This window comes from Paraburkholderia hospita (assembly GCF_002902965.1).
In the GTDB taxonomy this organism is placed as follows: Bacteria; Pseudomonadota; Gammaproteobacteria; order Burkholderiales; family Burkholderiaceae; genus Paraburkholderia; species Paraburkholderia hospita.
This window is the reverse complement of sequence record NZ_CP026108.1, coordinates 333,651-346,552: the sequence shown is the minus strand read 5'-3', so window position 1 is coordinate 346,552 and position 12,902 is coordinate 333,651. Positions and strand designations below refer to the sequence as shown.

Sequence of the window (12,902 nt, the reverse complement as noted above, 5' to 3'; positions counted from 1 at the left end):
CCGTCCGACTGTGGTGTGTTCCCCTGCGCGCGCAACTTCATCTATCTGGCATGTTTGAGCTACCCGACAAAAAATGGGGCAAATGACCGAAACGCGTCGAGGTGCCGCCATATATCGCCGTCGAGCGAGCGTCGCTTTGTGGCCGATAGTTGCCAATTCATATGCAATCGGCGAGAGCGTTACGCGAATGGCAGCGCACGACCCATTGTTGCCGGTCGAGCTCCCGGAGTCGCAAGGGCTGGTATCAGAGGCGAGCGGTCGCTCGGTACACCCACTGTGGGCAAGTAATCGACCCTGCACTCATTCACGGCGAGTTAAATGTCTGTCTTCGTTTGACGTGATTTCCTGACCTCGTCAGGTGTTAGCCTTCGAATCGCAATATTGATGCGTTACGTCGTGTAACCACCGCACGATGATCCCGGCGATCTGCTGGTTCCTACCAAGATACGAGTGGTTGACCCGCTCGTATCCCGGGTAGTCGCTGGCGTGGGATCTATGCGGGCCGGAACCGATAGCCTTGCTTACATTGGCGCTTGACTCAGGGACGAGTCCGTCGTTTGGTCGCTCACCGATGAGCCGTTGCAGAACCAGATTTCGCAGCGTTCCAGCGAACCCTCCATTACTGCCGCTCCCAAACTCAAGAAAAGGCAATCCGCCAGAAATCGAGAGAATTGGAATGCGCCTTTCGTCAGCGGCCGCGTCCTGATTTAGGCGCCCAATGAGACCCGAAGGGCTGGCGTCGGTGAGTTGCACCGCGGACGGACAAGCGGGCGAGCGTGAGAAGGGATTGGGCATAGTGACGGAATCTGCCCAATCAAGAAAGTGGCCAAGATGCCTCTTCGAGAGTGTTCCACAGTGGGGCGTTCCAAGGGTTGCGATTCCGCGTACCTGGAATTTGGAGCGCTCGGTACCATACTGAACAAAATATCTGACAACGAGGCCGCCCATACTATGGCCTACAAGAAAGAGTCCCTCTCTACGAATCTCGTCTCCGATATCGCTGAGCAGCATCTCCAGGTCTAGCGCGGCTTGATCGATGCCTCGATACGAATCGTAGTTAAATAGCGTCGGGGAAAAACCGTGTGCGCCTACGTACTCCGCCAGTCGGGCCAGATACCTGCCGTGTGCGGTAAAGCCGTGTACGAATACGACAACAGGACCATGTACGTCGGACGCAAGAAACCATTTACCGTTTTCTGGATGCGTAAGTTCCGGGCCGGTTCGTATAACATCGTGGTATTCAATGGTCATGTCCTGGCTCCTCCAGAATCACCATGTCGAAGCGGCACTCGATTGCCCTTGACTCCGAAGTCGGAATGAGGTGACCTGGGTCCAACACTGCGAGAGGCTCCAGAAGCCTCAGGATATATCGGTCATCAAGCATGGCGAGATCTGCAGACAGCCCACGAACTATCTTCGAAGGATATGTTGCGAGAAACGCCAGCTGGAAGCTATTCAATTTGGTTCCCATCACACAATGTGTGATGTCGATCTCAAGTTGAGATTCCTCATCTGCAGCGAAATCGATCAATTGGTCGATGGGGAGGTCTGCGGCTACAAGCGCGTGGACGCAAAGAGGTCCTAGGACGATGCGCTGCAAAATCCACGCGCGTTCACTTAACACTTGAGTGAGGGTGCTAACAACCTGTATGGGTTCCCTGCTAGGCTCTATTGCATAGAGCTGAAACGGTGCGATTGCATGCTGGCTATTGCTATGACCGGGAGCTATCTGAGAGTTTAGATGCTCACCCCGGACCCGCCTTGGCTCCGCAATGGAGAGCCGTGCCACCGCGACCTGGCGGGCTGCGGGCCTATCGAAAGCGTTCTCAAGCCGGACGGCGATTTTAACGGGCCCGACATCCCCAACAAAGAGATAGCCAAGCCAAAGCTCCACAACGGCCTCTGCGCAATAGTCACCCGGATCTCGTTGGTGTACGCGCACCATCGCACTTCGTAGAGGTCTATCAACTGTCGGTGCAGTATCTGGCGTCGCTACGTACCCATCAAACCAAAGCTGCAGGCTGAGTTCTAAGGATTCGTACGGCCGAGTCTCTGTGTCGCTCTTGACGTCAGGCAAGCGCCCCGAGGCCGTGTTCCAAACGATAGGGATGTAATGTGCAAAGCGAGACGCGCACAAGACCGCCCGGAGGTCGCGATCGGGCGAATCGTCATGAAATCGAGCCGCCGTATCAGGCGGCGGCCGGGCGCCCAAAAACGCTGTCCGGCTAATAGCTTCTCGCCTAAAAGGGTTATGCACAGCATTGAGGACCACATCGGAAAAACCCTTTCTCTGCAACAGCGTCGTAAACCCTAACTGCGTCAGCTCTCGTTCACGAGCATATGAAACAGGTGTATCCGTCGGGCCAATTACTTCAGTTCCGCCGTCATCTGCAGGAACCTCCACTACGGGCAAGTTCCGCACTACCCCAGGCGCTTCGCTACCGCATAGAGCGGCGAACCACCCGTCTTGACCGAATGACCTTGCGATCGAATCACCTATCGCCCATCCCGGATTGCCCCAAAGCATGTCGGAGCTGCGGGAAGCTTCTTCCTCGAAACTGAATTCGGTGGCGACGATCTTACCTTGCCCATAAGTGCCGCGCATCAAGATGTGTGGCAGCGCAATACAAAGATAGCGTGCACGTTCATCGTTACACAACGATCTCCAATATGCACTTCCCGGCCCCAACGGGTGAATTTGAAGTTTCCGGGGAGCGTGTATTTCAGTGAAGCTTGTCAATCCGAACATCGCTGGATCAGCACTAACAATGAACGCAGTATGTGCCGTCGAGCCGACCAGTGCCAAATGGTGCAAGATATAAACATCAGTTCCGCTCGTGTCAAACTGGAAGTCAACAATAATTGCGCCAAACGGCTCACCACCAAAAGTCGCAAAACTCTGGGTATATACTTGATCATAAAGCGTGCTTTCGCGCCCGCTTCTCGAAATGCGATACAACTCGCTCTTCGACATATTAAAGAACTTGAGCTTTGCGTCTTCAATAGATTTGATCTGCGAACACACATACCAGAGCCCCCGCCAAGTCGCTTCCAGGCGCTTAAATTCTTGCTGGTGCATGATTACGTTGACTTGTTCGGATAGCTTATTGTCTATTTGAGCGATGAGCGCTTCCAGCGTCCGAACAGCATCACCTTGAATAGATAAGATATTAGCAAGTGCTAGCGATGCAAGGGTGCGCAACGAATCTTGATAATCCTCACGGTCGCGCTCCGACCGTATCCCAACCTCTTTTTCAAATAGAGCGAAAACCTCTGTCGCTGTCAGGTCTTGAGGTTGTGCCCTCCTTTCGCTGCTTGGATGCATGTCCACTCCTCCAAATGCAACGACTTTGTAGAGCCGTTCAAGTAGGCTTTCAGGCAATTTCGGCGGCCGGGCTTACGGACAACCGATCATCCAGCATCACTAAAGAACGTGCGCCACGTCTGCGAATCTCCAGGCGGCTGAAGTGGCACGGCTTGCGCCACCTTCTGGCGTGCTCGCCCTATGAGCGACAATACGGTTCTCAGCGATGCGGGTCGATCTCGCATCCCAGCATCTGAAATGCATACTATTCATTAGGCTAGGCGATAGGGAGCCCTTGGTCAAAAGCAGTTTGAAGTTTGACCAATATCCTCATTCTTGATTAAGGCAAGGGGGATAAGTCAAAAAATTGTCGGCGGAAACTGCAACGTCTCTTCCATGGCCGAGTTCTGGCAATCACCGTCGAATCGATGCTCACCCTACTGCCAAACGCAGCACCGGGAGTGAACCCGCCGTTGGAATGACGGCTTTGTTTGTTTCGCGAACGTCAACTATTGGCCGGCTCTTGCCAATCGCCGTTCGATCCCGCTCAGAGTAGGATGACTCAGGGTTGGTCCTAGACAGCATCCCGTTGTATACGAACTATGCTGAATTTCGTTCGTTAACCTGCCGCGGTAAAAAAAGAATTGATGTGCGGCACGCCCTAATGCATCACATTAGATGCGGCGACGTCAACAAAAGAATCCCAATCGGCGGACGCCCCCGTCCGCTGGGCCGAATAAATGTCGTCCAGTGCCGTGAGTTCAAGAGACCCTGTGGGCCGCACAATGCGAGTAGATAGGTGCGGCTGAGTTTTCTAAACCGAGGAAGACAAAAATGGCTATTTACGTCGGGGTTTTGCGCGACACAGTAAACGTCTACGACGATAAAGCCGTTGGAGATGCTGTGCCTGTCCGCAGCATTCACGGCCCCAGCACTGGGTTTGACGGCGTCGTGGACGTTGTGCTCGATTCTCTGGGAAATCTCTATGTGGGCAATGCCGCTCCTAGCACCATTACGGTCTACACCTCCACCGCCGACGGCGACGCCGCACCGATCCGCATCATCCGCGGCGGCAACACTGGCCTTGCGATTCCCGGAAGTCTGGCCATCGATAGCGCGGACAACCTCTATGTCCTCAACACAGGGGGAGTTCCCTCACATAGAAAGATTACTGTATACGGGCCAGGCGCCAGCGGCGACGTCGCGCCTATCCGCACCCTTACTGGGATCCAGGTTGGTGATATCGGCAACCTGAATGGGATAGCTATCGATAATTTCGACAATTTATACCTCTCCCAAGACGATATGCCACGGATCATCAGCGTCTACCCTCCCGGAGCCAACGGTTCGGTCGCGCCGATTCGTACCATCAGCGGTGGCAGCACTGGCCTTGCCATTCCCTCTCAGATGGCCTTCGACAGCTTCAACAATCTCTATGTGAGCGATGGGATAGACATTCTCGTCTTCGACCCCGGAGCCTCGGGTGATGCCGCGCCCATCCGAAAGATTTCGGGACCTAGTACCGGAATCGTCGATGACTTCGATCTGGCAGTTGATGCAGCCGGCTTGGTCTACGTGGGAAACTTCCCAACGGATCTCTCGGCTGGCAGCGTTACTGTCTATAGCGCGGGTGCTAGTGGTGACGCCGCGCCGATCCGCACCATCAGTGGTATTGACACCGGAATTGGGGTACCGAGCGGCGGCATCGCCATAAGTAAGGAACCAGCCGTAACCACACAGGACAACTGGCGGTGGTGTAACAAGTGCGAGGGCCTGTTCTTCGCTGCCGACACCACCTCGGGCGCATGCGCCGCCGGCGGCGGTCACAACTATGCGGAAAGCGGCAACTACGTGCTGGCCATTGCCCCAGCGGCTGGCCAGGACAACTGGCGCTGGTGCCATAAATGTGAGGGTCTGTTCTTCGCTGGCGATACCACTACCGGCGCATGCACTGCCGGGGGCGGTCATGATTATCGGGGCAGTGGCGACTATGTTCTGCGTGCCGCCCCAGAAACCGGCCAGGACAACTGGCGCTGGTGCCATAAATGTGAGGGTCTATTCTTCGCTGGCGATACCACTACCGGCGCGTGCCCTGCCGGGGGCGGGCACGATTATAAAGGCAGCGGCAACTACGTGCTTGCAAGTCATTAGAGCAAAGCCCCCTATTGATGCTTATCAATGACATGCTGCACCTGAATGCGCAACGCTTCGGTAAATTTCTCGGCCGCAAGGGTGATGGCGAACTGAGCGTAAAGCCCTTCTGGCGTGGCCGGCTGGAGGGCATGACCGCCGTTGAAATGGAAGCTTCGCCTTGAACAGCCGTGACTTGTATAAGCTAAAGGCGTTACTCGCCCAGCACGCACGGAAGCCGTTTCGGGTCGTTCTCGAAAGCCGAGTTCGGATTCTTCGGATGGCAGCGGACGTTTTCAAAGCCGGCCGAATGCGCCGATGAAGGGGCGCCTCTGGGCGACGGCGTCGAGCGTCGATTCCTGGCCCAGAGCGTGTCCCGAACCTTGCCCGTCGACCCGCATGCGTGAGCCTCAGGCGCTCGCGTCGCGCGTCAGACTGTAGCCGACCCCTTCCAGTCGTTAGGGCAGTTTCGGTGAATGTCGCTGCGGTGCTCAAAAGCGGCCATAGCAGGCGTGCATGCCCCGCGATGCGCCGCCGGTGGCGTTCGCTCATTCGATGGCGAGCGTTCGATCAGTGATCAGCTACGATTGGGGCAAGCCAGAAGGGCGCAGATGATGGTCTAGCGGTGGCTCGACCGCGCGAGCGGGCTTCCGGCGAAAGGATCGTTTTTCCAGTCCGCATCGCTCTGCGTGGACGGTTGTGCGAGCGCTCCCCACGGAAGTTCAAAGTGCCCGATGGACTGTCCGGCGCTAAGGGCCTGTTTAAGCCATTGAGGCGTCTCGCCTTCACCGTTCCAGGTATCACCGCCCGCGCTGCGCTAGCGACCCGTCTCCGGCGCCGCAGGCCTGGTCGCAAGGAAGGAAGCGAGGTCATCCGGACTGATGCCGAACTCATCCATGCGGTGGCGGAGATACGCAATCATGCTGTCCCGTTTCCGTTCGTCCATCAGGCATTCCTTTAAGGTATTTTGCCGGTGCTTCTATCAACCCATCACCGACGGCGAGGTGCTGTGTGAAAACCGCGCCTGTTGCGGCCATGTACCGCATGTCGAGCTACCTTGCGGACCGGGAATGAGGTCGATTGACGCCTGTCCCGCAATCTCCGCAACAAGGTAAGCCCACCGACGTGAATACGGGCCTTCGCGAACCCTGATCAGTGTTCCAAAAGCGGCTGTTCCTGCATCCCGGTTCGCCCCGGCAATTCGGAGTCACGGCTCGAGCATGTCTTTCGATGTGGGTCGCGGTTCAACGTAGAGCTCGAGCCCGCGATAGCTCACGGTTCTTTGCACGCGCCAATCCCCTATCCCTGCGCAGCCGCGCGCCGAATAACACTTTACAGACGCTGGACAGCCGTCGCGTAGGACTTCGCCGCTTCCTTCAGTTGCCCGGCCGCAGCCTGTACGGGCGTCGGCAGCTCATTCAGCGCGAGCAGGGTGTCCGCACCGTCCAGCCGTCTGCGAAGCTCAATCACGAGATCCATGACGCTGGCGTCACCCACCCGCCGGCGATTGCTTTGTCGGGAACTCACCATGGAGCAGTCGACGAGGCGGTCAATCTTGCGAAAGTAGGCCTGGGAAGCTACGCGATGCCTCGCATACAGCGAGGCAACATTTGATTTTGAAAGACAGTCTTTAACCACCTCGGGATTCATGCCGAAATGAACCTGCAGCGCGTCGGCGGCGTCTGCCCGGTGGAAACATGCCACCTCATCGAACAGCGTCTCGCCGTCCCTGTCGATGAGATCGATCCAGACTTCACCGTCTTCGAGGATCTGGCCGGCGCGATGAATCACCCGCTCGTCCTCATTTGCGCAGGCGAGCATCCGGTGTCCGTCGACATCATCAACCGGCATTTCAAACACCTCCACCAGTTCTCCGCTCACTGCGACCTGCATGACCAGCAAAGCCATCTCTGCTCCTCGTGTGGGAAATATGGAAAACTGGGAGCGCGACGCATGGCCGCGCGTGTGCAGCAGGCCATGCCGACTAACCCCGGCTGTCGACCCAGCCGCGCGCCCATGCGGTAGCGTGCCTAAGAGCCTGCGTTTCGCTGTCGAAATAGTCGAGCGCATCAAACTGGTAAGAGACCGGCTCAGCGTTGAGGGCGTCACCTCTCGTGAGCAGCAGGTTGGCGGCAAACCAGCCGTCCGGTAACCGGTGCGCCGATGGTGACACTGAATAGCCGTTGTAATGGTGAATGTGTTTATTATTTTGCATAAGCGATAACCGGCCGCACGACATGATGTCGAGCTATATAAATCGAAAAAAGGGGCGAGACGGATCGTGTCGAAAGACAAATGATGCGCACGTTGAAACGCGGCGATCAGATCGGGAGCGCAGGCTCCGCGAGGATGCTAGTCAGGCTAACAAAGCAAAGGGCCGAAAGACCGGCCCTTGCAATGCGTTACTGCGGCGAGATGTTCGCGGCCTGCATACCCTTCGGGCCGCGCTTTGTCTCGTAGCTCACCTTCTGGTTTTCTGCGAGCGTCTTGAAGCCATCGCCGCGAATTTCCGAGAAATGCGCGAAGAGATCGTCGCCACCCGCGTCCGGAGTAATGAAGCCAAAACCCTTGCTATCGTTGAACCACTTGACAGTACCGGTATCCATAAGAATTCCTGAAATAAAAATAACAGCTCCGGTGCGGAGCGACAAAAACTTTCAAGGAAGAAGAGAGGACAGCGAGTACCGCGCAGACAAGGCGGAAAATGATGATCAGCAATCGAGCTTCTTGAATATTTCGAGATTCACAATATAGTGCGGACTTGGGTCTGTCAATGCTTTTCGTAATCGACTCCTCCCACGTCAGATGATCTGTCGGCGCCGATACTTCGACCTGGTCGAAGCTGACGTCGTTACATGCATGCCCGTTGTCTGTCCGTACGCGCCGGACACTCCCGGACAGGCAGAAATCACTGGGCCTGGAAATCGACAAGCCGGCGCCAGAATTCATCCTGTCGCCCTTCGGGACTGCCTTCCTGCTGCCAGAGAACATAGGCCCGCTCGCGAAGATGCTGGTCAAGCGCACGGTGCCAGTACTCTTCCGTGCGTCCATCCGGGCGCCCGTCTTGCTCCCATAGCAGGTAAGCGCGTTCCCGAACGGCCTGGTCCAGGCCGACTTTCGTTTCCGAAGTTTTCTCCAGGTCATCGCCATAGGGGGCCATCTGACCACCCCGGGCCGTGTGCATCCTGGCCGTCAGGGTGCCAAGTTTATCGTCCGGCACAAGCCGGCCCTGCGCTGCCGCTTCCAGTGCCTTCGCCAAGTATCGGGACTCGTCGGCATTGCCCGCCTCGCCCAGCGTGATCGGGTAGGTATGCAGGACATTGCCGCTGCCATTCATTACGTCAACCAGTCGCTCGGTCATGATGTCTTCCTGATGTTGTCCATAGGGGGTGGCCCGCTTGCCGGCTGGAAAGCCAGTACTGGCCGCACGATCTGCGTATGATGCCGATGCACTGGCACGGCGCTTGCTCTTAAGTAGACCGCGTTACGCATTTACAGCGCAGTGTGACGAACCGCTAACAGGGCGCTGCCCGCAAAAGACCATGACAGATCGCAAACCGCCTCCGGGGGAAATTCCCGGAGAAGCGTCTTTCCAGCTTCTCGTGGCAGGCGTCAGGGACTACGCAATATTCATGCTTGATCCGGACGGCATTATCAAAACCTGGAATGCCGGCGCCGAACGCTTCAAGGGCTATGCGGCCAGCGAAATCATCGGTCAGCACTTTTCCGTTTTTTACCCGCAAAGTGAACAGATTGCCGGTCGGCCGGCGCTTGCCCTGCGAACCGCCCTTGACGAAGGGAAGTTCGAGGACGAGGGCTGGCGGGTGCGAAAGGACGGCAGCCAGTTCTGGGCGAGCGTGGTCATTAATCCGCTGCGCGACGATTCCGGCAAGCTTGTCGGGTTTGCCAAGATTACACGCGACATCACGGAGCGAAAGGTCGCCCAGGATGCGTTACGGGAAAGCGAGCAGCGCTTCAGCCTGCTGGTCCAGGGGGTCACCGACTACGCGATCTTCATGCTGTCGCCCGCTGGCGAGGTGACCAACTGGAATGTCGGCGCCGAGCGCATCAAAGGTTATTCGCGCGACGAAATTCTCGGCAAGCATTTCTCCTGCTTCTATACCGAAGAAGACCGCGCCGGCGGTCTGCCAGCGCAGACGCTGGCCATCGCCCGCACGGAAGGCCGCTTCGAGCGCGAAGGCTGGCGGGTGCGCAAGGACGGCACCCGCTTCTGGGCACATGTCGTGGTCGATGCCATCCGCGATGAAGCGGGCGAGCTCGTCGGTTACGCGAAAGTGATACGCGACGTGACCGAGCGCAAGCAGGCCGCGGAGGCACTGGAGCGCGCCAACGCGGCGCTGTTCCAGGCACAGAAGATGGAATCGCTGGGTCAGCTGACGGGCGGGGTCGCCCACGACTTCAACAACCTGCTGGCCGTGATGTCGAACGGACTCGATGTGCTTTCGCTGCGCGGACAGGACAACGCCGACCTCAGGATGCTGGAGACGATGCAGCGCGCGGTCGCCCGCGGCGCGAGGCTGACCCAGCAGCTACTGTCATTCGCACGCCAGCAGCCACTGAAGGTCGAAAGATGTAACGTGACCGCGGTGATCCGCGGCTTCGAGGCGGTGCTCCGGCGGGCCGCCGAGGGCGCGATCGGGCTCGAGGTCAGGCCGGAATCCCGGCCCCGGCCGGTCCTGCTCGACGCAGCCCGGTTTGAGGCGGCACTGCTTAACCTGGTCGTCAACGCGCGCGACGCCATGCCCGGCGGCGGAACAATTGTCCTCGGCGTGGAGAACGTCGAACTCGGCGAAGGGACGGTGGGGATGCTCGCGGCTGGCCCATATGCCAGGGTGTCCGTCGCGGACACTGGCTCAGGGATGTTGCCCGAAGTTGCGGCGCGTGCGTTTGACCCGTTCTTCACCACCAAGGAGGTGGGCAAGGGCACCGGCCTGGGCCTGAGCCAGGTATATGGCTTCATTGCCCAGTCGGGCGGCGACGTGCTGATCCACAGCGAACCCGGCGAGGGCACGACCGTCAGTCTCTATCTGCCGGTAGCTGGAGATACCTCCGGCGACGCTGACACGTTGCCCGGTCCGGCGCTGGATACCGTGCTGCTCGTCGAGGATGAGCCGGATCTGCTGGACGCGACGGCCCAGCTGCTTCAAAGCCTGGGTTATGAAGTACTGACCGCGAGCAACGGGTCTGAGGCGATGGATGTGTTGAGTCGGCGCGACAACATCGGCGTCCTGTTTACCGACGTTGTCATGCCTGACGGAATCGATGGCATTCAGCTTGCGCGTTCGACGCGCAGCCTTCATCCTGCTATCAGGATCGTGCTCGCGTCGGGATATCCCCTTCCCGCCCTGAAGGCGCAGCACGGCAATCTCAGCGACTTCGCATTTATTCACAAACCGTACCGGCTGGCCGATCTCGTACGGGCACTGGGCATGGCGACGTAGCCGCGACCGCATGATGGATTCCCTGAGGTGGCGGGTGCTGTGGCCGGTGGTGGTGACTGCACCCGACGACGGAAGAAACTGCATAGCAGATGCGATGTTCTGCAGCGCGACGGGTGGGCTACGTGTCGATGGTGAGGTCGACCTGCATTGATAGAAATAACGTCTTCGGGGCGGATAAGCCGGGACACATAAGGCCGCGATCGCCGTTCCAGCCGGTCGTTACGCCACCGACAGAGCCGTTGCAGATCCGCGACGATGACCCGCAGCCGGAAGGCTCAAAGGGGATTTTTCGCTTTCTCAAGGAATGACATGCGACTGTCTGAGTTCATCCTGCGCGATATGGAGCGCATCCTCGTGCAATGGGAGGCGTTCGCCGTGACCTTGCTGCCTGCGGCGGCGCGCATGGATTCGCTGGCGTTGCGTGATCATGCACGGCCGCTGCTTGAAGCGATGGTGGCCGACCTGTCGACCGGGCAGAGCGCGGACGCGCGGTCGCAGAAAGCATGGGGGCGGGCCCCGCAGCTGGCCGATGCGCCGCACACGGCGGCACACACGCACGCCCTTCTGCGCGCGCAAAGCGGTTTCGACATCAACCAGCTGGCCGCCGAGTACCGCGCGCTGCGCGCCAGCGTGCTTGAATTGTGGATGGACGATTGTCAGCCTGAAGCACGCTATCTCGATGACATCATCCGTTTCAATGAAGCGGTGGACCAGGCGATTGCCGAATCGGTCCGTTCTTTCAGCGCTGAAGTCGAGCGGGCACGCAACCTGTTCCTCGGGATGCTGGGCCATGACATGCGCAGCCCGCTGCAGACCATCCACGCGACGGCGTCCTATCTCACGAGGATGAATGCCGGTGAAGGAGTATCGTCTGCCGCAGACCGTCTGATCCGGACTGGGGCCCGGATGCAGGCGCTGCTCGACGATCTGTGCGATTTTAATCGGACCGAGCTGGGTCTGGGCATCGGCATCGTGCCAGCCGAGGTGGACCTTGTTGCGGTTTTTGCCGATGAGACTGACCAGTTGCGTGCGGCTCATCCAGAGCGCCAGATCGTGCTGGAGGCGCCTGCGACCCTGCGGGGCGTCTGGGACGGTCTGCGCCTGCAGCAGTTGCTGGGTAACCTGGTCGTGAATGCGATCCGGTATGGCACGCATGACGTGCCAGTGCGGGTGGCGTTGACAGGCGACGACACGGAAGTCCGGTTCGAGGTGAGAAACGCGGGTGCAGCCATCGATCCTGCGCTGCTGCCAAGAATATTCGACCCACTCCAGCGCGGCCCCGATGCCGGATCCCGGAAGGGCGCCAATCTCGGGCTCGGACTGTATATCGCTCGCGAGATCGCCGTGGCGCACGGCGGCAAGATCGACGTGCGCTCGGACGGACAGGAGACCGCCTTTACAGTGAGCCTGCCCCGGCAGGTAGTGGCCCGGGGAACGCTGTGATGGCAGGGTATCTCGTGACGCTCGCCGCATTTTCCGGGCACTGCTGCGGCTGCAACGTTCCGGAGACGTAGGGCAAAAAGCCCGTCAGGCGGTCACCTGACAGGCTTCGTATGCTGGTTGCGGGGACAGGATTTGAACCTGTGACCTTCGGGTTATGAGCCCGACGAGCTGCCAGACTGCTCCACCCCGCGGCGCGGAGTGTACGGGGGTTGCGGGTTCCGGTCAACAGGACTCGGAACCTGCCAGCGCCGCAGGTGATTGGGGGTGGCGATATCCACCAGATAAAATCGCGATCAAGGTACTCGCCAGGACGACATGAGTACTGTCTTGGCTCGATGTAGACGACCAGATTCATCTTCCGCCACCAGCCATCGATTCGGAGCCGTTCCACGCAGTACGGAAAAAAGAGCTGGCTCGTTTGTCGGATCTTCGATCGCATTGCTTTGCAGAACGGCGGCTCATCACTCGTCAGCGGACGTCTGCCTGCAGAGCACCAAGGGCCGTTTATGGCCCAGACTGTGTCAAAACGCTTAGCCACTGGGAATTGAGGAAATCTGTGCCGG

General features: G+C 58.6%; 10 protein-coding genes, 1 tRNA gene and 1 pseudogene. 4 read left to right on the top strand and 8 right to left on the bottom strand.

What is annotated here, in order from left to right; all coding sequences use genetic code 11:
• Window positions 1-354: 354 nt before the first annotated feature.
• The gene (locus C2L64_RS45965) at window positions 355-1,251 is read right to left on the bottom strand and encodes an alpha/beta fold hydrolase (protein WP_103153998.1); all 897 of its coding nucleotides are present in this window, start codon (window positions 1,249-1,251) and stop codon (window positions 355-357) included.
• The gene (tssC, locus tag C2L64_RS45960; protein WP_103153997.1) at window positions 1,241-3,325 is read right to left on the bottom strand and encodes a type VI secretion system contractile sheath large subunit; all 2,085 of its coding nucleotides are present in this window, start codon (window positions 3,323-3,325) and stop codon (window positions 1,241-1,243) included. The genes C2L64_RS45965 and tssC overlap by 11 nt, the downstream gene beginning before the upstream one ends.
• A gap of 813 nt (window positions 3,326-4,138) precedes the next feature.
• On the opposite strand from tssC, the gene C2L64_RS45955 reads away from it, so the two are divergent.
• Both C2L64_RS45955 and C2L64_RS53765 read left to right on the top strand, forming a co-directional pair.
• Entirely contained in the window at window positions 4,139-5,455 is a 1,317-nt protein-coding gene (locus tag C2L64_RS45955) for an NHL repeat-containing protein (RefSeq protein WP_103153996.1), read from the top strand.
• 17 nt (window positions 5,456-5,472) lie between these two features.
• Window positions 5,473-5,619 carry a hypothetical protein gene (locus C2L64_RS53765; protein ID WP_158660594.1) on the top strand — a complete coding sequence of 49 codons (147 nt, stop codon included), beginning with the start codon at window positions 5,473-5,475 and terminating at the stop codon, window positions 5,617-5,619.
• Between the two features lie 434 nt (window positions 5,620-6,053).
• On the opposite strand, the pseudogene C2L64_RS55310 reads toward C2L64_RS53765, so the two are convergent.
• The 5 genes and pseudogenes from C2L64_RS55310 to C2L64_RS45925 all read right to left on the bottom strand — a co-directional run bounded on the left by C2L64_RS55310 (window position 6,054) and on the right by C2L64_RS45925 (window position 8,795).
• Window positions 6,054-6,380, bottom strand: a pseudogene (locus C2L64_RS55310) (H-NS histone family protein).
• Window positions 6,381-6,766: 386 nt separating this feature from the next.
• Window positions 6,767-7,342: a hypothetical protein gene (locus C2L64_RS45940; protein ID WP_103153995.1), complete on the bottom strand. Its 576-nt coding sequence runs from the start codon at window positions 7,340-7,342 to the stop codon at window positions 6,767-6,769.
• Between the two features lie 76 nt (window positions 7,343-7,418).
• Window positions 7,419-7,649, bottom strand: a complete 231-nt coding sequence (locus C2L64_RS45935; protein ID WP_103153994.1) for a hypothetical protein — start codon at window positions 7,647-7,649, stop codon at window positions 7,419-7,421.
• A gap of 187 nt (window positions 7,650-7,836) precedes the next feature.
• Window positions 7,837-8,040, bottom strand: coding sequence for a cold-shock protein (locus C2L64_RS45930; protein ID WP_007584087.1), 204 nt, complete (start codon window positions 8,038-8,040; stop codon window positions 7,837-7,839).
• A gap of 302 nt (window positions 8,041-8,342) precedes the next feature.
• A complete protein-coding gene (locus C2L64_RS45925; RefSeq protein ID WP_103153993.1) occupies window positions 8,343-8,795 on the bottom strand; it encodes a DUF2934 domain-containing protein in 453 nt (150 codons plus the stop codon).
• A 271-nt stretch (window positions 8,796-9,066) separates the two neighbouring features.
• On the opposite strand from C2L64_RS45925, the gene C2L64_RS45920 reads away from it, so the two are divergent.
• Both C2L64_RS45920 and C2L64_RS45915 read left to right on the top strand, forming a co-directional pair.
• A complete protein-coding gene (locus C2L64_RS45920; protein ID WP_103153992.1) occupies window positions 9,067-10,896 on the top strand; it encodes a hybrid sensor histidine kinase/response regulator in 1,830 nt (609 codons plus the stop codon).
• A gap of 309 nt (window positions 10,897-11,205) precedes the next feature.
• Window positions 11,206-12,339, top strand: a complete 1,134-nt coding sequence (locus C2L64_RS45915; RefSeq protein WP_103153991.1) for a sensor histidine kinase — start codon at window positions 11,206-11,208, stop codon at window positions 12,337-12,339.
• A gap of 114 nt (window positions 12,340-12,453) precedes the next feature.
• Here the strand turns inward: C2L64_RS45915 and C2L64_RS45910 are convergent.
• A tRNA-Met gene (locus C2L64_RS45910) sits at window positions 12,454-12,530 on the bottom strand.
• Between the last annotated feature and the right edge of the window lie 372 nt (window positions 12,531-12,902).

Bases quoted from the DNA above. Each gene is read 5' to 3' on its own strand.
- C2L64_RS45940 (WP_103153995.1), bottom strand. From the start codon at position 7,342: ATGGCTTTGCTGGTCATGCAGGTCGCAGTGAGCGGAGAACTGGTGGAG.
- C2L64_RS45930 (WP_007584087.1), bottom strand. From the start codon at position 8,040: ATGGATACCGGTACTGTCAAGTGGTTCAACGATAGCAAGGGTTTTGGC.
- tssC (WP_103153997.1), bottom strand. From the start codon at position 3,325: ATGCATCCAAGCAGCGAAAGGAGGGCACAACCTCAAGACCTGACAGCG.
- C2L64_RS45935 (WP_103153994.1), bottom strand. From the start codon at position 7,649: ATGCAAAATAATAAACACATTCACCATTACAACGGCTATTCAGTGTCA.
- C2L64_RS45920 (WP_103153992.1), top strand. From the start codon at position 9,067: ATGCTTGATCCGGACGGCATTATCAAAACCTGGAATGCCGGCGCCGAA.
- C2L64_RS45955 (WP_103153996.1), top strand. From the start codon at position 4,139: ATGGCTATTTACGTCGGGGTTTTGCGCGACACAGTAAACGTCTACGAC.
- C2L64_RS53765 (WP_158660594.1), top strand. From the start codon at position 5,473: ATGCTTATCAATGACATGCTGCACCTGAATGCGCAACGCTTCGGTAAA.
- C2L64_RS45965 (WP_103153998.1), bottom strand. From the start codon at position 1,251: ATGACCATTGAATACCACGATGTTATACGAACCGGCCCGGAACTTACG.
- C2L64_RS45925 (WP_103153993.1), bottom strand. From the start codon at position 8,795: ATGACCGAGCGACTGGTTGACGTAATGAATGGCAGCGGCAATGTCCTG.
- C2L64_RS45915 (WP_103153991.1), top strand. From the start codon at position 11,206: ATGCGACTGTCTGAGTTCATCCTGCGCGATATGGAGCGCATCCTCGTG.